This window comes from Bacteroides sp. HPS0048, assembly GCF_964240755.1.
Lineage (GTDB): Bacteria > Bacteroidota > Bacteroidia > Bacteroidales > Bacteroidaceae > Bacteroides > Bacteroides nordii.
Genome location: NZ_CAXSVC010000004.1, coordinates 139,363 through 163,345, shown reverse-complemented (window position 1 = coordinate 163,345; position 23,983 = coordinate 139,363). Strand labels below are relative to the sequence as shown.

At 42.4% G+C, this 23,983-nt stretch carries 22 protein-coding genes; 16 read left to right on the top strand and 6 right to left on the bottom strand.

Going from position 1 to position 23,983, the window contains the following annotated elements:
• Positions 1–19: 19 nt before the first annotated feature.
• On the bottom strand, positions 20–1,273 hold the full coding sequence (locus ACESQI_RS04895; protein WP_234130088.1) for a BamA/TamA family outer membrane protein: 1,254 nt from the start codon (positions 1,271–1,273) through the stop codon (positions 20–22).
• 232 nt (positions 1,274–1,505) lie between these two features.
• Here ACESQI_RS04895 and ACESQI_RS04890 point away from each other — a divergent pair, with 232 nt between their 5' ends.
• From ACESQI_RS04890 to ACESQI_RS04835, 12 genes are all read left to right on the top strand, one after another.
• On the top strand, positions 1,506–2,909 hold the full coding sequence (locus tag ACESQI_RS04890) for a C1 family peptidase (RefSeq protein WP_007485457.1): 1,404 nt from the start codon (positions 1,506–1,508) through the stop codon (positions 2,907–2,909).
• A gap of 215 nt (positions 2,910–3,124) precedes the next feature.
• On the top strand, positions 3,125–4,474 hold the full coding sequence (locus ACESQI_RS04885) for a Na(+)-translocating NADH-quinone reductase subunit A (RefSeq protein WP_373125511.1): 1,350 nt from the start codon (positions 3,125–3,127) through the stop codon (positions 4,472–4,474).
• Between the two features lie 100 nt (positions 4,475–4,574).
• Positions 4,575–5,753, top strand: a complete 1,179-nt coding sequence (locus tag ACESQI_RS04880) for an NADH:ubiquinone reductase (Na(+)-transporting) subunit B (RefSeq protein ID WP_002560541.1) — start codon at positions 4,575–4,577, stop codon at positions 5,751–5,753.
• 15 nt (positions 5,754–5,768) lie between these two features.
• The gene (locus ACESQI_RS04875; RefSeq protein WP_002560540.1) at positions 5,769–6,458 is read left to right on the top strand and encodes a Na(+)-translocating NADH-quinone reductase subunit C; all 690 of its coding nucleotides are present in this window, start codon (positions 5,769–5,771) and stop codon (positions 6,456–6,458) included.
• A 16-nt stretch (positions 6,459–6,474) separates the two neighbouring features.
• Positions 6,475–7,107: an NADH:ubiquinone reductase (Na(+)-transporting) subunit D gene (locus tag ACESQI_RS04870; protein WP_002560539.1), complete on the top strand. Its 633-nt coding sequence runs from the start codon at positions 6,475–6,477 to the stop codon at positions 7,105–7,107.
• Between the two features lie 102 nt (positions 7,108–7,209).
• Complete coding sequence (gene nqrE, locus ACESQI_RS04865) at positions 7,210–7,836, top strand: NADH:ubiquinone reductase (Na(+)-transporting) subunit E (RefSeq protein ID WP_002560538.1); 627 nt, start codon at positions 7,210–7,212, stop codon at positions 7,834–7,836.
• Positions 7,837–7,858: 22 nt separating this feature from the next.
• Complete coding sequence (nqrF, locus tag ACESQI_RS04860) at positions 7,859–9,130, top strand: NADH:ubiquinone reductase (Na(+)-transporting) subunit F (protein ID WP_002560537.1); 1,272 nt, start codon at positions 7,859–7,861, stop codon at positions 9,128–9,130.
• Positions 9,131–9,272: 142 nt separating this feature from the next.
• Entirely contained in the window at positions 9,273–10,604 is a 1,332-nt protein-coding gene (locus ACESQI_RS04855; protein ID WP_373125510.1) for a DEAD/DEAH box helicase, read from the top strand.
• A gap of 517 nt (positions 10,605–11,121) precedes the next feature.
• Complete coding sequence (gene serC / locus ACESQI_RS04850; protein ID WP_002560535.1) at positions 11,122–12,189, top strand: 3-phosphoserine/phosphohydroxythreonine transaminase; 1,068 nt, start codon at positions 11,122–11,124, stop codon at positions 12,187–12,189.
• Between the two features lie 119 nt (positions 12,190–12,308).
• Entirely contained in the window at positions 12,309–13,229 is a 921-nt protein-coding gene (locus ACESQI_RS04845; RefSeq protein ID WP_007485459.1) for an NAD(P)-dependent oxidoreductase, read from the top strand.
• Positions 13,230–13,237: 8 nt separating this feature from the next.
• A complete protein-coding gene (locus ACESQI_RS04840) occupies positions 13,238–14,485 on the top strand; it encodes a DUF1015 domain-containing protein (RefSeq protein ID WP_002560533.1) in 1,248 nt (415 codons plus the stop codon).
• A gap of 86 nt (positions 14,486–14,571) precedes the next feature.
• The gene (locus ACESQI_RS04835; protein WP_373125509.1) at positions 14,572–15,174 is read left to right on the top strand and encodes a YigZ family protein; all 603 of its coding nucleotides are present in this window, start codon (positions 14,572–14,574) and stop codon (positions 15,172–15,174) included.
• Positions 15,175–15,271: 97 nt separating this feature from the next.
• Here the strand turns inward: ACESQI_RS04835 and ACESQI_RS04830 are convergent, their stop codons facing one another.
• Complete coding sequence (locus tag ACESQI_RS04830) at positions 15,272–15,478, bottom strand: CDGSH iron-sulfur domain-containing protein (protein WP_002560531.1); 207 nt, start codon at positions 15,476–15,478, stop codon at positions 15,272–15,274.
• A 124-nt stretch (positions 15,479–15,602) separates the two neighbouring features.
• Between ACESQI_RS04830 and ACESQI_RS04825 the strand changes: the two genes are divergently transcribed.
• The 3 genes from ACESQI_RS04825 (at position 15,603) to ACESQI_RS04815 (ending at position 18,117) form a co-directional block, all read left to right on the top strand.
• The gene (locus ACESQI_RS04825; RefSeq protein ID WP_182416659.1) at positions 15,603–16,370 is read left to right on the top strand and encodes a C39 family peptidase; all 768 of its coding nucleotides are present in this window, start codon (positions 15,603–15,605) and stop codon (positions 16,368–16,370) included.
• 16 nt (positions 16,371–16,386) lie between these two features.
• Positions 16,387–17,475 (top strand): HpaII family restriction endonuclease, encoded by a 1,089-nt coding sequence (locus ACESQI_RS04820; RefSeq protein WP_195569991.1) that lies wholly within the window; start codon positions 16,387–16,389, stop codon positions 17,473–17,475.
• Between the two features lie 75 nt (positions 17,476–17,550).
• Complete coding sequence (locus ACESQI_RS04815) at positions 17,551–18,117, top strand: nitroreductase (RefSeq protein ID WP_025866425.1); 567 nt, start codon at positions 17,551–17,553, stop codon at positions 18,115–18,117.
• A gap of 84 nt (positions 18,118–18,201) precedes the next feature.
• Here ACESQI_RS04815 and gcvP read toward each other — a convergent pair whose 3' ends face one another.
• The 4 genes from gcvP to ACESQI_RS04795 all read right to left on the bottom strand — a co-directional run bounded on the left by gcvP (position 18,202) and on the right by ACESQI_RS04795 (position 23,287).
• Positions 18,202–21,048, bottom strand: a complete 2,847-nt coding sequence (gene gcvP / locus ACESQI_RS04810) for an aminomethyl-transferring glycine dehydrogenase (protein WP_320908031.1) — start codon at positions 21,046–21,048, stop codon at positions 18,202–18,204.
• Positions 21,049–21,119: 71 nt separating this feature from the next.
• Positions 21,120–21,758 (bottom strand): MBL fold metallo-hydrolase, encoded by a 639-nt coding sequence (locus ACESQI_RS04805; RefSeq protein WP_002560526.1) that lies wholly within the window; start codon positions 21,756–21,758, stop codon positions 21,120–21,122.
• Between the two features lie 28 nt (positions 21,759–21,786).
• Positions 21,787–22,407: a 16S rRNA (guanine(527)-N(7))-methyltransferase RsmG gene (gene rsmG / locus ACESQI_RS04800; protein ID WP_320908030.1), complete on the bottom strand. Its 621-nt coding sequence runs from the start codon at positions 22,405–22,407 to the stop codon at positions 21,787–21,789.
• A 28-nt stretch (positions 22,408–22,435) separates the two neighbouring features.
• Entirely contained in the window at positions 22,436–23,287 is an 852-nt protein-coding gene (locus ACESQI_RS04795) for a DUF3298 domain-containing protein (protein WP_373125508.1), read from the bottom strand.
• A 140-nt stretch (positions 23,288–23,427) separates the two neighbouring features.
• Here ACESQI_RS04795 and ACESQI_RS04790 point away from each other — a divergent pair, with 140 nt between their 5' ends.
• Positions 23,428–23,823: a hypothetical protein gene (locus ACESQI_RS04790; RefSeq protein ID WP_025866422.1), complete on the top strand. Its 396-nt coding sequence runs from the start codon at positions 23,428–23,430 to the stop codon at positions 23,821–23,823.
• The last annotated feature ends 160 nt before the right edge of the window (positions 23,824–23,983 follow it).

The window sequence follows — 23,983 nt, the reverse complement described above, 5'->3', positions numbered from 1 at the left end:
AAACGGAGATAGCCTTCGTTTAGAAGGCTTCTGTCATATTGAAGTAGAACAGATTTTGTTTATTCACCATATTACGGCCGATGTCGAGGCGGACGTTCATACGGGGCTGCACTTCGATACGTAATCCGACTCCGGCATTGGGCAATACACCTTCGATTTTAGTAGGATTAGGACCCATGAAACCGCATCCGCCCCAAGCTACAAAGCCGATATGGCTGACCATCTTCTTTATCCATGTACTCTTGTCTGTGTTAAACATCTGGCGATACTCACCCATAATGACGTGAGAAGATTTATCCCGGTACTGTCCCATGTAATAACCGCGAAGGTCAAATGGGGTTCCACTGAGGGCATACTTATTCAGAGGTACATCTCCAAATACATTTTTGGTTTGTGCAGTCCAGGCGATCACCTTACGGCGGCCTACTGTTTTGTATTGGCGATAGTCTATTTCAAGACGATAGAATTCGTTGTCACTACCGAAAAACTTTTGATACATGACACCGCGAAAATCAAGATAAATACCCCGGTATGCATTAGCTGGAATATCACGGGTATCATACGTCAGCAGGAAACCAAGACCGGAACTCAGGTTACTGTAACCATGAGCTGTTCCGCCGGCTTCAATATAAGAAGGCTGGTCTACAAGGTATTTTGCAGGTTTGCTCATTTTATCGTAATTGATATCTATCTGCGGACCTGCAAAGAAATTACTTTCGCCCAGACGGAAAAGGAACCAGGGGTTGATCTGCATACCACTGTAACGATACTGACTGGTGGTGTCACTACGTACATAATCTTTATTGGTGGTGTAGCCTATGCCATAGAAATTCTCCTGTGTATTTTTATAGCTGAACTGTCCGAAGATACGGAAACGGTCACCTTTGAAAAATAGCTGAGGTTTGGAGAAGAGATTTAGCCCGCCATTGAACATGAAGGCAATAGCCATAGGTACAACAGAGCGCTGCTGTGTGGTATCACTGGGATTTATACGAAAAGTCATGAGAGCACTACCGCCAATCAGAAAACCAAAATCAGGAGTGTAACTCGGACCACCCAGGATGTTGTAATGGAGATTTCGTTTCGCCACATGCAATCGGCGTAACTCACGTTTGGAAAGTTTAGGAAGGGTATCCTGTTTCAGACTGTCGGGATTAAATACTGTATTAACTTCCAGTTTGCCGTCTTTTAAAAATGTGATGCCCTCTTCTTGTGCCAGAAGAGTAATGGCGGGAATGAGCGCCAGGCATATACCTATTATATATCTTTTCATATTCTCGTTATGAATGAGGGTGCAAAGAAAACTGTTTTATTCGGAATAGTTTCCAGTCGAATAGGTAATAAATCTAAAGGAATGGATAAAAATTCCAAAAAAGGATACTAATTTTGCAAAAAGATAATGTGTTAATGTGCCGATATGCCAATTACCGTGCGGCATCATAGCGCAGCCAATTGGCATATTGGCACATTAGCACATTGGCATATTATTTAATACATTAATATATATGAATAAACGAATTTTGTCATTATTTGTTCTGAGTGCTGCCCTTTTTTCTGTGCAGGCACAGCAGGACAAGGGTGGAATCAGCAGTGAGATGCTGAATCAGATTAAACAGAGTTACCAGGGAACAAGTGCAGATAAGGCATTGCGCAATGCTATTGGTAGTAATGATATCCGCAAATTGGCTTTGAATCAGGATAATATGACGGGGCTGGATACCTACTTCTCTATCAAAGTAGATTCCAAAGGGATTACCGATCAGAAGTCATCGGGGCGTTGCTGGCTTTTTACCGGACTGAATGTAATGCGTGCCAAAGCGATTGCAAAGTATGGGTTGACTTCGTTTGAATTCTCACAGACCTATCCATTTTTTTATGATCAGTTGGAGAAGGCTAATCTTTTTTTGCAAGGAGTGATTGATACGCGTGAAAAACCGATGGATGATAAGATGGTGGAATGGTTGTTCCGCAATCCTTTGAGTGACGGTGGGACATTTACCGGAGTTGCAGATATTGTGGGGAAATATGGATTGGTACCCAAGGGAGTGATGCCCGAAACAAATAGCAGTGAGAATACGGCACGAATGGCAAATCTGATATCACTTAAACTGCGTGAATTTGGTTTGCAATTGCGTGAACAGGCTTCGAAAGGGGCGAAAACTGCTGCTCTTGAGAAGAGCAAAACAGAGATGCTGGGTACTGTTTATCGTATGCTGGTGTTAAATTTGGGTGTCCCTCCTACAGAATTTACATGGACTCGTTACGATGCCAAAGGGAATCCGGTGGAAACAGAACAGTACACTCCAATGTCTTTTCTGAAGAAATACGGAGATGAGAATCTTATCAATAATTATGTGATGCTGATGAACGATCCGAGTCGTGAGTATTATAAATGCTATGAAATAGATTTTGATCGCCATCGTTATGACGGACATAACTGGACATACGTCAATTTGCCAATAGAAGAGATTAAAGAGATGGCTATTGCTTCATTGAAGGACAGCACAATGATGTATTTCTCTTGTGATGTGGGTAAGTTCCTGAACTCAGATCGTGGACTTCTTGATGTTAATAACTATGACTATGACTCTTTAATGGGTACTACGTTTGGTATGGATAAAAAACAGCGTATTCAGACTTTTGCCAGTGGCTCAAGTCATGCAATGACATTAATGGCTGTTGATATCAACAAAGACGGAAAGCCTGTGAAATGGATGGTTGAGAATAGTTGGGGCGCAAGTTCCGGCTATCAGGGACATCTCATTATGACGGATGAGTGGTTTAATGAATATATGTTTCGTCTGGTAGTGGAAAAGAAATTTGCCACGCCAAAAGTCATGGAAATTCTAAAACAGAAGCCAGTTCGTCTGCCGGCATGGGACCCGATGTTTGCACCGGAAGAGGAGTGAGTAGCGATTAGTGAGTAGTGATTAGCGATTGGTGCCATGCGGCGTAATAGCGCAGCTACTAATCACTTATCACTACTCACTATTCCCTTTCTCGTGTACGTTAACGAAAGGAATTACGGAAAAATCTCCGTAATTCCTTTCTTTTTTCCTCTTATTTCACATTATTATTTATTACTTTTGCGGGCAAATTATGAAACCATTATTTTATATAACACATGGCAAATGTAATAAAGTTACGTAAAGGCCTTGACATCAACCTGAAAGGCAAAGCTGCTGAAGAGATAGCTGCAGTGAAGGAGCCGGGATTTTACGGACTCGTACCCGACGACTTTCCTGGAGTGACCCCTAAAGTGGTAGTCAAAGAGCAGGAATATGTGATGGCTGGAGGACCCTTGTTTATCGACAAGAATCATCCTGAAGTGAAATTTGTTTCGCCCGTTAGCGGCGTGGTAACAAGCGTGGAACGCGGTGATCGCCGTAAGGTGATGAGTATCGTTGTGGAAGCCGCTGCAGAACAGGACTACGAAGAGTTTGGTAAGCAGAATGTTGCCCAGCTGAATGCTGACCAGGTGAAAGAATTGTTGCTGCAGGCAGGTATGTTCGCTTTCATCAAGCAACGTCCTTACGATGTGATTGCTGATCCGACCATTGCTCCCAAAGCAATTTTCGTTTCTGCATTCGACAGTAATCCATTGGCACCTGAGTTTGAATTCGCACTCAAAGGAGAAGAAGCTAATTTTCAGACGGGTCTCGACGCATTGGCTAAGATGGCTAAAACTTATCTCGGTATCAGTGTAAACCAGAAATCAGCAGCCTTAACACAGGCAAAGAATGTCACTATCACCGCTTTCGACGGACCAAATCCCGCCGGAAATGTAGGTGTGCAGATCAACCATGTTGCTCCTATAGTAAAAGGTGAAACAATATGGACCATTGACCCGCAAGCCGTGATCTTCATTGGACGACTGATGAATACAGGGCGCGTAGATATGACTCGTACGGTTGCCGTAACGGGTTCTGAAGTACTGAAACCTGCTTATTGTAAGTTGCGGGTGGGTGCATTGCTGACCAATGTCTTTGCCGGAAACGTAACAAAAGATAAAGAATTACGCTATATCAGTGGCAATGTGCTGACTGGTAAGCTGGTATCTCCGAATGGTTTTCTTGGCGCTTTCCATAGCCAGGTAACAGTTATCCCCGAAGGGAATGATATCCACGAAATGTTAGGATGGATTATGCCGCGTTTCAATCACTTCAGTGTACACCGCTCTTACTTCAGCTGGTTGATGGCTAAGAAAGAATACACAATGGATGCACGTATCAAAGGAGGGGAACGTCATATGATAATGTCCGGCGAATACGATAAAGTATTTCCAATGGACATTCTGCCCGAGTTCCTTATCAAGGCAATCATTGCCCAGGATATCGACCGTATGGAAGCACTTGGTATCTACGAAGTAGCTCCGGAGGACTTTGCCCTGTGTGAGTTTGTAGATTCATCCAAACTGGAGCTGCAACACATTGTCCGCCTCGGACTGGATATGCTCCGTGCCGAAATGGCTTAAGTTTTTGAGTTTTTAAGTTCTTGAGCCTTTTATGTGGAAAGGAACAAGAGACAAAACTGAGAAACTAATAAACTAAAAAACTAATAAACTTTTAAAATTAATGAAAGCGTTAAGAAATTATCTCGACAAGATAAAGCCGAACTTTGAAGAGGGCGGCAAATTCCACGCGTTTCGTTCGGTGTTTGATGGTTTCGAAACATTCTTGTTCGTACCCAGCACCACTTCGAAAACGGGAACGCATATTCACGATGCGATTGACAGTAAGCGTATAATGTCGATCGTGGTTATTGCGTTGATGCCGGCTTTGCTGTTCGGTATGTACAACGTAGGTTACCAGCATTTCACTCATACAGGAGGCGAAGGCAGTTTTCTGGAAATGTTTGCCTATGGATTCCTGGCTGTATTGCCTAAAATTATTGTATCCTATGTAGTCGGTCTTGGTATCGAGTTTGTTATAGCACAATGGAAGAAAGAAGAGATTCAGGAAGGTTTTCTGGTTTCAGGTATGCTTATTCCGATGATTGTGCCGGTTGACTGCCCACTCTGGATTCTGGCTGTTGCAACTGCATTTTCTGTAATTTTCGCAAAAGAAGTATTTGGTGGTACGGGTATGAACGTGTTCAACGTTGCTCTTGTAACCCGTGCATTCCTCTTCTTTGCATATCCGACTAAGATGTCTGGTGATGCTGTTTGGGTATCCGGACAGAGTATTTTCGGTATAGGTCAGAGCGTAGATGGGCTGACTGCTGCTACTTCACTTGGTGTAGCTTCCACAGCACTGACTCCCGATGGCTATCCTCCATTTTCATGGGATATGGTGACGGGACTTATTCCGGGTTCTATCGGTGAAACAAGTGTTATTGCCATTGCACTGGGAGCGATCCTGTTGTTGTGGACAGGCATTGCAAGCTGGAAAACTATGTTTTCTGTATTTGTAGGTGGTGCTTTTATGGGATGGATTTTTAATGTTGCTGGTCCGGACACTGCTATGGCTCATATGCCTTGGTACGAACACCTTGTGTTGGGTGGTTTTTGTTTCGGTGCTGTATTTATGGCTACCGATCCTGTTACTTCTGCCCGTACGGAAACAGGTAAGTATATTTTCGGATTCCTTATCGGTGCTATGGCTATCATAATCCGTGTGCTCAATCCGGGATATCCCGAAGGTATGATGCTTGCTATTCTGTTGATGAATATCTTCGCACCGCTGATTGACTACTGTATCGTACAGAGCAATATCGGTCGTCGCGAGAAACGTGCTGTTAAGTCTAACAATTAAAACCGAACGAGAACAATGAATACAAATAGTAATACCTATACTATCATTTATGCTTCGGTAATGGTTGTTATCGTAGCATTCCTTCTGGCTTTTGTTTCTGCTTCTCTAAAACCGACGCAGAAAAAGAACGAAGAGTTGGATAAGATGAAACAGATTCTGGCTGCATTGAACGTTGACACAAAAGGTCAGAATGCGGAAGAACTGTATAAAACATATGTGAAAGCAGATGAGATCCTGAACGCTAACGGAGAGGTTGTTTCCGAAAATGGTGGTTTCGCAATAGATATGGCTGCCGAAATGTCTAAGCCGGAAGCAGAGCGTCAGCTTCCGCTGTATGTGTGCGATGTGAAGGGAGAGACCAAATATGTAATTCCTTTGTCGGGAGCCGGACTTTGGGGGCCGATTTGGGGATATGTAGGTTTAAACAAAGACAAAGACACGGTTTACGGTGTGTACTTCTCTCATGCAAGTGAAACTCCGGGTTTGGGAGCTGAGATTGCAACTCCTGCTTTTCAGAAAGAGTTTGATGGTAAGAAAGTGATGAAAGACGGGCAGATTGCTCTGGCTGTTGAGAAGAATGGTAAAGTTACTGACCCTGCATATCAAGTCGATGGTATTTCGGGTGGTACAATTACTTCTAAGGGTGTAGATGATATGATTAAGAACTGTCTGGGTCAGTACAATAATTTTTTAACTAATAAATAAGGAGGAACGATAGAATATGAGCCAATTATTTTCTAAAAAGAATAAAGAAGTATTCTTTGCTCCGTTGGGAGTCGACAATCCGGTTACCGTACAGGTGCTTGGTATCTGTTCGGCACTGGCGGTAACAGCCAAATTGGAGCCGGCTATCGTTATGGGCTTATCCGTGACAGTAATTACAGCGTTTGCTAATGTTGTTATTTCGTTGCTGAGAAAGACAATCCCTAACCGTATCCGTATTATTGTTCAGTTGGTAGTAGTGGCTGCATTGGTTACTATTGTGAGTGAAATATTGAAAGCATTTGCTTATGATGTAAGTGTACAGCTTTCTGTTTATGTAGGTTTGATAATTACCAATTGTATCTTGATGGGACGTCTTGAAGCTTTTGCAATGCAAAATGGCCCTTGGGAGTCATGTCTTGATGGTATAGGTAATGGACTTGGATATGCCAAGATTCTGATTATTGTAGCCTTCTTCCGTGAGTTGCTGGGTTCGGGCACTTTGCTGAACTTCCGCATTATTCCGGAGTCATTCTACAAGATGGGTTACTTAAACAACGGTCTGATGTTGATGCCTCCTATGGCATTGATTATCGTTGCTTGTATCATCTGGTATCAGCGTGCGAAACATAAAGAATTGCAGGAAAACTAACAAATAAGTAGTCAGAATATAGTAGCTGGTAGCTGAGGTGAAATACATTTCTCTACTTACTACTTTAACGACTTGACTACTCAACTACTAAAAGATAGATTTATGGATCAATTATTAAGTTTATTCGTCCGCTCCATATTTGTGGACAATATGATATTCGCCTTCTTCCTGGGTATGTGTTCTTACCTGGCTGTGTCGAAGAATGTGAAGACTGCTGTCGGTCTGGGTATTGCGGTAACTTTCGTGTTGGTGGTTACGCTTCCTGTGAACTACTTGCTTCAGACGAAGGTGCTGGCTGCCAATGCTATCATCGAAGGTGTCGATCTTAGCTTCCTTAGCTTTATTCTCTTTATTGCCGTTATTGCCGGTATTGTGCAGTTGGTAGAAATGGTGGTAGAGCGTTTTGCTCCCTCATTGTATGCCTCTTTAGGTATCTTCCTTCCGCTGATTGCCGTAAACTGTGCTATTATGGGTGCTTCACTGTTCATGCAACAGAGAATTACAATGGACCCTGCCAATCCGCAAGCTATCACAGGTGTGGGTAGTGCAGTGGTTTATGCCTTAGGTTCCGGTATTGGTTGGTTACTTGCAATCGTTGGTCTGGCTGCTATTCGCGAAAAGATGGCTTACTCTGACGTTCCCGCTCCGCTGCGTGGTTTGGGTATTACGTTTATCACTGTAGGACTGATGGCAATGGCCTTTATGTGTTTCTCTGGATTGAAATTATAACTAAAGTAAAAAGAATAATACAATGACGTCTTTAATATTAGCGAGTATCGGAGTATTCCTTGGAGTGATTCTCCTGCTTGTCATTATACTGCTCGTTGCGAAGGGCTATCTGACTCCTTCGGGCGAGGTTACGATTACGATGAACGGCGAACAACAACTGAAGACATCTCCCGGTGGTACATTGCTGGGTACGCTGTCTGCCAACAATGTGTTCCTTTCATCGGCTTGTGGTGGTAAAGGTTCTTGCGGACAATGCCGCTGTCAGGTGCTCGAAGGAGGAGGAGAGATTCTTCCTACTGAAACCGGATTCTTTTCTCGTAAACAGCAAGCTGATCACTGGCGTCTGGGTTGCCAGGTAAAAGTGAAACAGGATATGTCTATTAAGATTGACGAGTCAATCCTGGGAGTGAAAGAGTGGGAGTGCGAGGTTATCTCAAACAAGAATGTAGCAACTTTTATCAAAGAGTTTATCGTAGCTCTGCCGAAGGGCGAACATATGGACTTCGTTCCGGGTTCTTATGCACAGATCAAGATACCTAAATTTTCAATGGATTATAATAAAGACATTGATAAAAGTCTGATCGGTGACGAATATCTGCCGGCTTGGGAAAAGTTCGGTCTTATGGGACTCAAGTGTAAGAATGATGAAGAGACCATTCGTGCTTACTCTATGGCCAATTATCCGGCTGAAGGTGACCGTATCATGTTGACTGTACGTATTGCTACACCTCCTTTCAAACCGAAAGATCAAGGCCCTGGATTTATGGATGTAATGCCGGGTATCGCTTCTTCTTATATCTTCACACTGAAACCCGGTGACAAGGTAATCATGAGTGGTCCTTACGGAGACTTCCATCCGATATTCGATTCTAAGAATGAAATGATGTGGATTGGTGGTGGTGCCGGTATGGCTCCGTTGCGTGCACAAATCATGCACCTGACCAAGACACTGCATACAACAGATCGTATCATGAACTATTTCTACGGTGCACGTGCATTGAATGAAGTGTTCTATCTGGAAGACTTCCTGCAGATTGAAAAGGACTTCCCGAACTTCAAGTTCCATTTAGCTCTTGACCGTCCGGACCCTGCAGCAGATGCAGCGGGAGTTAGTTATACAGCAGGTTTTGTTCATGAAGTAATTTATGAAACTTACCTGAAGAACCACGAAGCACCTGAAGATATTGAATACTACATGTGTGGTCCTGGCCCGATGTCTAAAGCCGTTGAGAAGATGCTTGATAGCCTGGGTGTACCGGCTAAGAATCTGATGTTTGATAATTTCGGAGCATAAGGAAAGCGCTGAAATTTACGATTAGACGATTTACAATTTACGATTGGAGTTAGTTATAGCTATTGATTTTAAGGAATCATAGTAAACTTTAATCGTAAATCGTAAATCGTCTAATCGTAAATCTCCCTATCTTTGTGCCATTATGATACAAAAGAACGAATTAATACAAACTGCGCTGCGCAATCTGAAGATTGAAGCGCTGAATCCTATGCAAGAAGCTGCGCTGGATGCTGCTTCCGAAGAAAAAGACGTAATATTGCTTTCACCTACCGGATCGGGTAAGACACTCGCTTTTCTGTTACCTCTGCTTTTATCTTTGAAACCGGATGACAATACAATACAAGTACTGATTCTCGTTCCTTCGCGGGAACTGGCCTTACAGATAGACTCTGTATTCAAAACCATGAATACCTCTTGGAAGACTTGCTGCTGCTATGGTGGTCACCCTATCAGTGAAGAGAAAAAGAGCATTCAAGGTAATCACCCTGCAATCATCATCGGTACGCCGGGACGTATAACAGATCACCTTGCCAAAGGGAATTTCAATCCTGATACAATCCGTACACTTATTATTGACGAGTTTGATAAATCTCTCGAATTCGGTTTCCATGATGAAATGGCTGAGATTATCACTCAACTGCCCGGACTAAAGAAACGGGTACTACTCTCTGCAACGGATGCCGAAGAAATTCCACGGTTCACCGGACTGAACCGTACTATTAAACTGAATTTTCTATCAGATATCCCTGCAGAAGCACCGCGACTGACCTTAATGAAAGTCATCTCTCCGGTAAAAGACAAGATTGACACACTTTATAAGTTGCTTTGTACCTTGGGAAGTAGTTCCAGTATTGTTTTTTGTAATCATCGGGATGCGGTGGACCGTGTGAGTGCATTGCTTGCCGAAAAGGGTATGTACAACGAACGTTTTCATGGTGGTATGGAGCAGCCCGACCGTGAACGTGCACTTTATAAATTCCGTAATGGAAGCTGCCATGTACTTGTTTCCACTGATCTTGCTGCCCGTGGACTGGATATTCCGGAAGTAGAGCATATTATTCACTATCATATCCCTGTGAACGAAGAAGCCTTTACCCATCGAAACGGACGTACTGCTCGTTGGGATGCTACCGGAACCTCTTATCTCATTCTGAGCGCAGAAGAAAAAACACCGGAATATATTCCTACGGCTATCGAAATATATGAACTTCCGGAACAAGCTCCGCGTCCTTCAAGGCCGCTTTGGGTTACCTTATATATAGGTAAAGGAAAAAAAGATAAACTAAGCCGTATAGACATTGCCGGATTCTTGTATAAGAAAGGAAATCTTTCTCGTGAAGATGTGGGGGCAATTGATGTAAAAGAGCATTATGCTTTCGTTGCTATTCGCCGGGGAAAGGTGAAACAGTTACTGACTCTTATCCGGGGAGAAAAGATAAAAGGAATGAAAACCGTTATTGAAGAAGCTGATTAATTATCAGTTCACCGCAGAGGACACGGAGAGCACAGAGATATTATTTTCTCTGATGAAACGCGGATGATCGCAGATAAACGCTGATTAAAAAACTGTAGTTCTTTATTTTATTGTTATATCCTTTTGTGGGAATCAGAGATCATCCGCGTTTCATCAAAGAACTAAAACTCCGTGCCCTCTGCGACCTCTGTGGTGAAATACCGTATTAAACATGAATATCCTTCGGGGGATATTTTCCCTTTCTTTCATATCATAAATATTCGTTTTATATCCTTTTTACTTTCAGTCTTTAAGTAAAAATTATCCAATACTATTACTTTATTCTTTATGTTCACTCTTGATATCTATAGATGACAAAATGGTGCATATATCCTGCATAAACCAATAAAAAGTAAGATAAATCAGCAAACCGAATGTGATTTTATAATGAAAGATTTGTTTTACGGAAATAATTCCGTAATTTCGCAATGTCAAAAGACACAAAGTAACGAAATGTTAAACCAAAAACAAACTTCAAATGAAAAAGCATAATTTCAATGCAGGACCTTCTATTCTTCCGCGTGAGGTGATTGAGGATACAGCGAAGGCTATTTTAGATTTCAATGGTTCCGGTCTCTCACTGATGGAAATAAGCCACCGCGCTAAGGACTTTCAACCTGTGGTTGATGAAGCCGTAGCACTATTCAAGGAATTACTCAACATCCCCGAAGGGTATTCGGTATTGTTCTTGGGTGGTGGTGCCAGTATGGAGTTCTGCATGGTACCTTACAATTTCCTTGAGAAAAAAGCTGCTTATTTGAATACTGGCGTATGGGCCAAGAAAGCAATGAAAGAGGCCAAAGCTTTTGGTGAAGTTGTAGAAGTTGCCTCTTCTGCCGAAGCTACCTATACATATATTCCGAAAGATTATACAGTTCCGGCTGATGCTGACTATTTCCACATTACTACTAACAATACTATTTATGGTACCGAATTGAAAGAAGATCTCAATTCTCCGGTTCCGATGGTTGCCGATATGTCTTCCGATATATTCTCTCGTCCTATCGACGTATCAAAATATATCTGTATTTATGGTGGTGCACAAAAGAATCTGGCACCTGCGGGTGTTACTTTTGTAATTGTGAAGAATGATGCATTAGGCAAAGTTTCACGATATATTCCTTCTATGCTGAATTATCAGACACATGTTGATAATGGCTCTATGTTCAACACTCCTCCGGTAGTGCCTATCTATGCTGCACTGCAAACATTGCGTTGGATCAAAGCACAGGGTGGTGTGAAAGAAATGGAACGCCGTGCAACCGAAAAAGCCAATATGCTGTATGCTGAAATCGACCGTAATAAGATGTTCGTAGGAACTGCTGTTAAAGAAGATCGTTCACGTATGAACATCTGCTTCGTAATGGCTCCTGAATACAAAGATCTGGAAGCTGACTTCATGAAGTTCGCTACTGAAAGAGGTATGGTAGGTATTAAGGGACACCGTTCTGTAGGTGGTTTCCGCGCGTCATGCTACAATGCTCTGCCTAAAGAAAGCGTACAGGCATTGATTGACTGCATGCAGGAATTTGAGAAACTTCATTAATATTCTCACTATAGAGTATCACAGAGTTTCACGGAGTTTTCTGTTTTAAGCAGTACCCTCTATGAAACTCTGTGTCAGTTTGTAGTGAATCGTTTTTTTATAATTATATACATCGAATCATGAAAGTACTTATCGCTACCGATAAACCGTTTGCTAAAGTAGCTGTGGACGGTATTCGCAAAGAAATCGAAGCAGCCGGATACGAGCTTGCTTTACTTGAAAAATATACAGAAAAGGCACAATTATTGGATGCAGTAAAAGATGCCAATGCAATCATTATACGCAGTGACATTATAGATGCCGAAGTGCTGGATGCTGCCAAAGAACTGAAAATTGTGGTACGCGCCGGAGCCGGTTATGACAACGTAGACCTTGCTGCTGCAACTGCACACGGGGTATGTGTAATGAACACTCCGGGACAGAATTCCAACGCGGTAGCCGAACTTGTTTTCGGATTGTTGGTATATGCAGTTCGTAATTTCTATAATGGAACATCAGGAACTGAACTGATGGGTAAGAAACTGGGTATTCATGCTTACGGAAACGTAGGTCGCAATGTAGCACGTGTGGCTAAAGGTTTCGGTATGGAAATCTATGCTTATGACGCATTCTGCCCGAAAGAAGTAATCGAGAAAGATGGTGTGAAAGCGGTTGATTCTGCCGAAGAACTTTACAAAACCTGTAATGTTGTCTCTCTGCATATTCCTGCTACTGCCGAAACGAAGAACTCTATCAACTATGCTTTGTTGAAGGATATGCCTAAAGGAGCTATTTTGGTAAATACTGCACGTAAGGAAGTTATCAATGAAGACGAACTTATCCAGCTGATGGAAGATCGTCCCGACTTCAAATATATCACCGATATTATGCCTGCTGCTAATGCTAAGTTCACCGAACTTTTTGCCGGACGTTATTTCTCTACTCCTAAGAAAATGGGTGCACAAACGGCTGAAGCCAATATCAATGCCGGCATTGCTGCTGCACAACAGATCGTTGGTTTCCTGAAAGACGGTTGCGAAAAGTTCCGCGTAAATAAGTAATAAGACTTATGGCTACAATTAAACCATTTAAAGGTATTCGTCCTCCACAAGAATTAGTGGAGCAAGTTGCCTCGCGTCCTTACGATGTACTTAATTCAGAAGAAGCACGTGCAGAAGCTGGTGAAAATGAGAAATCACTCTATCATATAATTAAGCCTGAAATAGATTTTCCTGTAGGTACGGATGAGCATGACGAGAAGGTGTACATCAAAGCTGCCGATAACTTTAAACTGTTTCAAGACAAAGGCTGGCTGGTGCAGGATGATAAAGAAAACTATTACATCTATGCTCAGACAATGAATGGTAAGACACAATACGGACTTGTTGTGGGTGCTTATGTGCCTGATTATATGAATGGTATTATCAAGAAGCATGAACTGACCCGTCGTGACAAAGAAGAAGATCGCATGAAACATGTCCGCGTGAACAATGCCAACATTGAACCGGTATTCTTTGCATATCCTGATAATGCGAAGCTGGATGCCATCGTCAAGAAATATACTGCTCAGAATCCTGTATACGATTTTATAGCTCCGGGTGATGGTTTCGGACATACTTTCTGGATTATAGACCAGGCAGAGGATATCGCTTCTGTCACAGCTGAGTTTGCTAAAATGCCTGCACTCTATATTGCTGACGGACATCACCGTTCTGCCGCTGCCGCGCTTGTAGGTGCTGAGAAGGCAAAACAGAATCCGAATCATCGTGGAGATGAAGAGTATAACTATTTCATGGCGGTATGTTTTCCTGCCAATCAATTGACTATTATTGATTATAACCGTGTGGTTAAAGACCTCAATGGTTTGACTCCTGCACAGTTTCTTACTGCGCTCGAAAAGAATTTCGTTGTAGAAGAAAAAGGTACGGAGATTTACAAACCGAATGCACTGCATAATTTTGCCCTCTATCTGGATGGTAAATGGTACAGTCTTACAGCGAAGGCCGGAACGTATGATGATAACGATCCGATAGGTGTATTGGATGTTACTATCTCTTCCAACTTGATTCTGGATGAAATTTTAGGTATTAAAGACCTTCGTTCGGATAAACGTATCGACTTTGTAGGTGGTATCCGTGGTCTGGGAGAATTGAGTAAACGTGTAGATAGCGGTGAAATGAAAGTAGCTTTGGCACTTTATCCTGTTTCAATGAAACAATTGATGGATATTGCTGATACTGGCAATATCATGCCGCCGAAGACTACTTGGTTCGAACCGAAACTTCGTTCGGGGCTGGTGATTCATAAACTTAGTTAGTTGAAAATGGAAAGTTGAAAATTAACTGTATAATACGCTGCATAGTAATTTTTAATTTTCAACTTTCCATTTTTAATTCTAAAAGCATGGAAGATACATACAAAACCATTACTGAACCCTCCGAAGGTATTTATACCGAAAAGCGTAGCAAGTTTATTGCTATTGCATTGCCTGTGCGTACACACGAAGAAATAAAAGCACATCTCGAAACGTATCAGAAGAAATATTACGATGCACGTCATGTATGCTATGCCTATATGTTGGGACATGAACGAACAGATTTTCGTGCAAATGATAACGGTGAGCCTTCCGGTACAGCCGGAAAACCTATATTAGGACAGATCAATTCTAATGAACTGACTGATATACTTATTATTGTAGTTCGTTATTTTGGTGGAATCAAGCTGGGAACAAGCGGATTGATCGTTGCTTATAAAGCTGCTGCCGCCGAAGCCATTGCCACGGCTACCATTGTAGAAAAAACGGTAGATGACGAGGTGACTTTGCTTTTTGAATATCCTTTTATGAATGATGTGATGCGTATTGTGAAAGAAGAAGAACCTGAAATTTTGCGACAGTCCTATGACATGGATTGTAGTATGACGCTTCGTATTCGTCGTTCTATGATGCCTCGTCTGAGGGCACGCCTGGAAAAAGTAGAGACTGCACGTATCCTTGAGGAAGAATAACACGTTGATGGAGCAGAAAAATTGAATGCGTGTCTCTTCGGGTAAATATTCCGTTGATACACGCACTGGAGTTTATAAAAGACGCATTTGTGTAGCCTTATTCGTTGTCCTTTTCAAAATTTATTTTACGATGTGTTCCGTCGCAAAATGGTTTGTTTTTAGAGTGGCCGCAACGACACAAAGCGTTTGTTCCTTGCAAAATACTCTCTTTCCCTTCTTTGTTAATCATCTTAAATTCACCTTTGATGATGTAGGGCCCGGCAGGGACTTCCGTGATACTAATCAGATTTTCATTTTTATCCATAATTTTATTTTTTAAGTAGTCAACTCTATCTATATAACATTTGGAATTGGAAATAGTTTTTTCTGTCCACCATTTGTTTTATCAGATTTCCTTATCTTTGCACACAATGATACGAAATGTGATAATGAAAGCTCTGTATCTCGGTTTGTTTTTGATTGGAAGCCATTTGCCTTCTATTCAGGCTCAGGAAGTGGCTCCCAACGATATTCCTTTACCCTGGTATTCGCAGAAGATCAGCGGATGTCCTTATGCGCATTGCTCGCTGGCATCCTCATTGATGGTATTTGATTATTATAAAGGGATGACCGTAGATAGTTGCCGTTCGGCAGCAGAAGCCGAAGCAAAGCTTGTAGAGTATCAGAAGAATTATTTTTTGAAAAAACGTGCTCCTTTCAAGCGGCGTACATCCATAGGACAGGGTGGCTATTATTCTTTTGAAATAGATTCGTTGACACGGTATTATGAACATATGGTGAGTGCTGAGCATTTTATGAATAAAGACTACCGGACGCTGAAGGCATATATTGATCAGGGTATTCCCGTACTGATAAATGTGAGGCATCGCGGTTCGTCTCATGGGTTGATGCAACCGGGTAGTCACCGTCATTGGATGGTGCTTCGCGGTATAAATGATACTCATGTATGGATCAACGATCCCGGGCGTTCGGCTATGATGCGGAGTAAGGGTGAAAATCAATGTTTTCCAATAAAGCGGGAGCGGGGTAATCCGGCCTGGTTTGATGGCTGCTGGACAGGGAGGTATATTGTGATAACTCCACGTATTCCACTGGCTATAGCACGTGCTGGGAAATTACCACCTGTGGAGAAAGAGATAGAGATACAACGTCCGTTGATCCCTTGGCAGGAACTGCCCGAAATGATTAATCTGTAAAACAAATATATTAAATATGGCATTTGAAGCAACAAAAAGAGAATGGAGTGAACTGTATGCTTTTTTCCGTTTGCTGGCAGACGGAAAGGTTTCGTTGGGTACGCCGCAAGCAAAAAAAGACGATACACAGTGCTGGCCTGTAGCAATGGTACAGCGCGAAGAGCATGATGGTACGCGTCGCTATTATATTGAGAAAGAGGAAATTCATATTGTAAACGAAACAGTAGATAAGCGAATACCACGGGAAGATTTTGCCACAGTGGCCGGATTAATTCTCGATGCAGTCAAGTCCTCGTCAGAAAATGATGTGACTTCGCCTGATGGGGTAGAAGAGTTCCTGGATGAAGCAGGTATCTTTGATCTTGAAGCAAAAACGGATGATCGTACGGACTTTTCTGTTGCCTTCTGGCATCCTGAGGCTCCATTGACAGGATTCAATGTTCGTTCACGTCTTAGTGCCATGAATCCTTTGCTTGATGGCGGACGAACTGCCAATCTGAAATTGGAGCAGATAGGTGTTAAGTTTGCCGTACCTACTGTGAATAAAATAAATGCATTGGAAGAGTCGCCTACAGAAGTGGCAGAGCGTATGATGATGATAGAACGCCTGGGCGGTGTATTAAAGTATTCTGATGTGGCAGACCGTGTGTTTCGTTGCAACCTGTTGATGATAGATTTGCACTTTCCGCGTGTTCTGGCAGAGATGGTACGTATTATGCATTTGGATGGTATCACACGTATCAGTGAATTGACGGAGGAGATAAAACGAATCAATCCATTGAAGATTAAGGATGAACTGATCAATAAACATGGTTTTTATGAATTTAAAATGAAGCAGTTCCTGCTTGCTCTGGCATTGGGGATGCGTCCGGCAAAGATCTATAACGGGACGGATTCTGCTGTGGAAGGAATTTTGCTGATAGATGGAAACGGAGAGGTGCTTTGTTATCATAAAGCGGAGAAAAAGACATTTGAAGATTTTCTTTATCTGAATACCCGTTTAGAGAAAGGATCTGTGGATAAAGATAAGTACGGCTTCCTGGAGCGGGAGAATGGGGTATATTACTTTAAGTTGAATGTGAAGATTGGGCTGGTTAAAAGGTGATGAGGTATGATACATTGTAGTGTAACCAGTTCATCATTTTATTTCTAACAAATAAAAATTAAAACACTATTCATCATGAAAACAAATGAAGTATTAGAAAATATCAAAGCACGTCGTAGCGTACGTGCTTATACTACTCAACAGGTAGCTGAAGAAGATTTACTGACTATTCTTGAAGCTGCCACATATGCTCCGAGTGGTATGCATCTTGAAACATGGCATTTCACAGCTATACAAAATACAGAGAAACTCGAAGAATTAAATGCCCGTATCAAAGGTGCATTTACCAAAAGTGAGGATAAACATTTGCAGGAGCGTGGATGTAACCAGACGTATTGCTGTTATTATCATGCACCAACGCTTGTAATTGTTTCTAATGAACCGACACAATGGTGGGCAGGTATGGATTGTGCCTGTGCTATTGAAAATATGTTTCTTGCTGCCCGTTCTCTGGGTATTGGTTCTTGCTGGATCAACCAGCTGGGGACAACATGCGATGCCCCCGAAGTACGTGAATTTATCACTTCTCTCGGTGTCCCCGAAAATCACAAAGTATACGGTTGTGTAGCCTTAGGATATCCTGATCCTTCTATTCCAATGAAAGAAAAGAGAGTAAAGGTGGGAACGATAACCGTTGTTTAGTTGAAAATTGACAGTTGAAAGTTGAAAATTAGCTGCGCTGTCACGCTGCATAGTAATTTTCAACTTTCAACTGTCAATTTTCAACTAAAACGAACCGTACCTTGTTGGCAACAGTTTTCTGTCTCCCAATGTATTATCTACGCGTGCCACATTTACCCAGAATTTATTTTCACGTACGCTTTCTATCGGGTAGGCAGCTTTTTCACGTGTATAGCTGTGTTCCCAGTGGTCGTTCACGATCTCATATTCCGGATGCGGAGCATTTATTAGTACGTTATCTTCCGCGCTTGCTTCGCCATTTTTCACTTCCTGGATTTCTTTCCATATCGTTTGCATCACGGTTACAAAATTATCCAGTTCCCACAAACTTTCACTTTCTGTAGGTTCAATCATCAGCGTTCCGTGAACAGGGAAAGAGAGAGTAGGAGCGTGGTATCCATAATCCATAAGACGTTTTGCGATGTCGTTCTCGCTGATTCCTGTTTCCTCGTGTACTTTGCGGCATTCCAGAATCATTTCGTGTCCTACGAAACCATTAGCTCCGCGATATACGATGCCATACGTGTCTTTCAGGCAGGCAGCAAGATAATTGGCATTGAGGATAGCGGCTTTTGTTGCCATAGTCAAACCTTCGGTACCCATCATGCGGATATAACCGTATGTGATAGGTAGTATTCCTGCACTACCAAAAGGAGCGGCAGATACTTCATTTATCGGATTACCAAACAATCCGTGACCTGGGAGGAATGGTATCAGGTGTTCGGCTACACAAATCGGACCTACACCGGGGCCACCACCACCATGGGGAGATGCAAAGGTTTTATGCAGATTCAGATGGCAGACATCCGCGCCAATAAAGCCTGGATTGGTTAGTCCTACCTGAGCATTCATATTTGCACCGTCCATATACACTTGTGCGCCACAGGCGTGGATGATATCGCAGATCTCTACAATTTCTGTTTCAAAAATGCCATGTGTAGACGGGTACGTAATCATCAGGGCGGCTAACTCTTCTTTGTTTTCTTCAGCCTTGGCACGAAGATCATTCATTTCTACATTACCATGTTCGTCACAAGCACAAGTGATTGTGGTGAAACCTGCCTGTATAGCCGATGCAGGATTCGTACCATGCGCCGATGCGGGTATCAGAATCTTATTGCGATGTCCCTGACCAATACTTTCGAGATAACTGCGAATTACACGAAGACCTGTATATTCACCTGCTGCACCGGAGTTCGGTTGCAAGCTGACACCGGCAAATCCAGTAATTATTTTCAGTTCATCACTCAGGTTTTCTATTAATTTACGATATCCTTCAGCCTGGTCTTCGGGTACTAACGGATGCATGCACAGAAGGTCCGGACGACTCAGTGGTAACATTTCGGCGGCAGCATTCAGCTTCATGGTACACGAACCCAGCGGGATCATAGATTGGGCAAGCGAGATATCCTTACGGTCCAGTCTCTTGATGTAACGCATCATTTCCGTTTCCGTATGGTATTTATTGAATACTTCGTGGGTAAGGAATGCACTCTGGCGTTTCAGTTCTTTAGAGAATGTATCGGCATCGGGGATTTCAGTAATCTTCTGATAATCCTTCTCAGCAGCAATAGCGAAGATAGAAAGCAGCATATTGGCAGCAGAAATGTCTGTGGTTTCGTCAATGCTGAAACCAACGTCACCATTGTCGAAATAACGTAGATTCACCTCTTTACTGAGTGCGATGGTACGTACTTGCGGTGCCGAAACATTGTCGGGCAATATGAAACGGAGCGTGTCGAAATAATATTTGTTCACCTGTTTATATCCCAATTTACTAATCTCTTTTTCAAGGAAAGCACTGATACTGTGGATACGTGATGCAATATCCGTGATACCTTGTTGACCATGATAAATAGCGTAGAATCCTACCATTGTAGCCAGTAATGCCTGGGCAGTACAGATGTTGGAAGTGGCTTTTTCACGTTTGATATGTTGCTCACGGGTTTGCAAAGCCATGCGATAACACATCTTTCCATATTTATCTTTTGACCAGCCAATGATGCGTCCCGGCATGTTACGTTTAAATTCGTCGCGGGTAGCGAAATAGGCTGCTGAAGGACCACCATAGAACATCGGTGTTCCCAGCCTTTGCGTTGTACCGAATACAATGTCTGCTCCCCATTCACCCGGAGGTACGATAAGTGCAAGACTCAACAGATCGGCAGCTACAGCTACTTTACAATCAGCCTCGTGTACCTTTTCCGTGAAATTACGATAATCTTCAATACTTCCGTCCGAATTGGGATACTGGAGGATGCAAGCGAATACTTCCGGAGTCGGTTCAAATTCCTGATATTTGCCTATGCGTAGCTCAATGCCTTGCGGTATGGCACGTGTATTCATCACAGCCAGCGTTTGCGGAAAAATATTCTCATCAACGAATACAACATTAGCTCCCAACTTTTGCTTATCGCGCGGGCGCAGTCCGTACATCATCGTAACTGCTTCTGCGGCGGCGGTGGCTTCGTCCAGTAAGGAACAGTTAGCTAATGGCATAGCTGTAAGATCGCAAACGACTGTTTGGAAATTCATTAATGCTTCCAGACGTCCTTGTGATACTTCTGCCTGGTAAGGTGTGTAAGAGGTGTACCATACAGGGTTTTCGAACACATTTCTCTGAATTACGGCAGGGGTAATGGTATTATACCAGCCCATTCCGATATAAGTGGTGAATAATTTGTTCTGACCAGCCAGTTCGGCAATGTGCTTGCTGAATTCATATTCGGTCATAGCCGGAGGCAATGCCAATGGTTCTTTGAGCCGGATATTGGCTGGTATCGTTTTATCAATCAGTTCATCAAGGGTGCTTACACCTATCTTGCGGAGCATCACTTCAATGTCTTTTTCGCTGACACCTATATGGCGGCTGGCGAATGAATCGGTTTTCATGTTAATTAGTTTTTAAGTTGCTCAAATGGATTGTATAATCGCTTGGCGTAGATTCTCCGTATGCGAAACAGTTATCGGAAGAACGGATTTTCCGCTTTCTCCATACCGATGGTCGTTGGTGCTCCGTGTCCCGGATAAACCACTGTTTCGTTGGGTAGAATGAACAGACGGCTACAGATGTGTTCTTTCAATTCATCAAAGTTGCCTCCCGTTAAATCAGCACGTCCGATACTACCTTGAAAAAGCACATCTCCGGAGAACATACAGTTCTCTGCTTTACAATAATATACAAGGCTTCCCGGAGAGTGTCCCGGTACGTGAATTGCTTCTAACGATATATTTCCGAAGGTGATTATATCTCCATCATGCAGGTATTTTCCCAGTGGCACAGGAGCTTCCTGTAGTTGGAAACCAAACATACGGCTCTGCTTCGGAGCTTCTTCAATCCAGTATTCATCCGCTTGGCTGGCTTCTGCAGAAAGGCCGAATTCTTTCAGCATGAACGGATTTCCAAAGATGTGGTCCAGATGCAGGTGTGTATTCAGCAAATGTTTCACTGTTAACCCATTGGTGTTGATGAAGTTTTTCAATGCTTGTTTCTCTTCATCATAAAAGCAGCCTGGGTCTATGACGACTGCTTCTTTTGTTTCATCCCATAATACATAACAATTTACGGGAAACATATTAAATTCAAATCTCTTTATTTTCATGATTATTTGACGTTACGTATCTATCTATTTATACGGTCACATATACCACTTTCTTTGTCTGGAAGAACTCTTCCTTAAAATCTTCATTTAAGCTGTGTAAGGTGGTTCTATGCTTAAACGGCATTGCTTCATGTTCAAGTTCTCCACCTTTAAGACAGATTAAACCATTCGGCAATACATTTTGTTGCCGGGGTGAGATGTTCTTTTTGATGATTTTAACTAAATCTGCCAACGGCATAACAGCACGGCTCACTACAAAGTCGAATAACTGTTTTTCCTCTTCGGCACGTGCATGGCGGAAGGTTACATTTTTCAGCCCGATGGCATTGGCTACTTCAGTAGCTACGCGCACCTTTTTCCCGATACTGTCTACCAGATGAAACTTTACATCAGGAAAAAGTATAGCTAACGGAATACCCGGGAAACCACCGCCCGTACCCAAGTCCATAATGCTGGTACCGGGACGAAACTGAATCACTTTGGCAATGCCGAGTGAATGCAGTACATGATGTTCGTACAAGTTTTCGATGTCCTTGCGCGAGATGACGTTGATTTTGGCATTCCAGTCGATGTATAAGTCGTATAGAGCAGCAAATTGCCTGCGCTGTTCTTCCGTGAGGTCAGGAAAATATTTTAGTATGATTTCCACTGCTTTGTTTAATGTATGAGTTATATTTTTAATTTTTCAGTTCACCAATAATCGGGTTGCTACCTAACATATGCTCCAGCATTTGGAAAGGCAGGGATACTACAACCGGTCCCATTGCGTAGGGAGTGATATCGTACACATTGTAGTAGAAAGTAACTCCGTCTTTGTTAAGATAGAAGTTTTCTGTAGCTGCTATTTCACCGGTTGATCCATAGCCCATATCTTCCAGTTCGGCACGTGTCTTGGCTCCGTTATCTGCCATAAGCTGATTCCAGATAAGATCGGTCAGTGGCTCCTGATAATCTCCAACAAAAATATCGTCCAGACGTAACGGACGCATCAGACCGAGGTCGAAGTTAAGATAAGTAGTCATGTAGATGCCATGCGCCCCACCTGTATATTCATTGTAGTTAATGCGATATACAAGCAAATTCTTTTCATAGAGCTGTACATGGCTTTCGATTCCTTTGTAATAAGAATACCATGCGCCTACGGATGATTCATTTTCTTTATCTTTTTCATCTTCCAGATACATCGGTTCCAAATCGCGACGATACTCACTGATGTATGTTTCTGTATATTGTTTTACCACTTCCTGAGGTTTCTCTCCCATGTATTTATCGCCGAAACAAGCAGCAATGAAATATTTATCCAACGTATCTTTCAATAATTCGTCAGATGATTTGGAAGGATAGACAAAGTTTATCAGCAGGTTACAGGCTGGTTTGGATGTATCTCCAAAAAGATGTACCGTCTTGTTCACCTGTATACTATCGAATTCCAGCGAACCGGTATCTTTTTTCATCTTGTCACCACAAGAAAATAAAAAGCCGCTTGCCGCAAGTATAACTGCAAGTAGGCTGACATATTGTTTTTTCATAAGGGCTTTTTCTTTAAATTCAACATTTGTTAGGTTATTCCCTATCGACAAATATAGAACATATTAACGAATAGAACGAATAAAAAAGAAAAAAATAATGTGCTGAAACGGTTAAATCTCCCTATCTTTGTACCGGATTTATGAAGAGACTTCGATACATACTGCTTGCTATGCTCTCCCTGTTGATTATTTACGCCGGGGTAGGAGTCTCTGTTGTTCATTACTGCTGTGCCGGTTGCGAAACTGCGCAGACTTGTTGCACCAGTGGTTGCCCTAAATGTAATAAAGCTCACCATCAGTCAGATAAATCATGCAAAGACGAAGGTTGTACGGCTACTATCTATAAAGTAGATTTGATGAAACATTCGTGCGAAGCCTCTGTTGTTGCGCCCGTAATACAACTTATCTGTGAATTATTACCGGACTTTCAGTGCCTTCCACCTTCTGATAAATGGCAGGAAGTATCTTATGCTGTCCCTCCGCATCCTGTCAGTTCGCGGTACTATCTGACTCTTTATTCAACTCTTCTTATTTAGCCAAAAGTATATAAGAAAGGTATGTGTGTTGGTAGTGTTTCATAGTACTGCTTTCACTATTCCTTGCGTTTGCATCTTTAGGCTTCAGAATGCAAAACATCCCCATGTTCTTTATGAAAACATCCCCATGTTGTGTACTAAAACATCCGGGTGTTTTGTA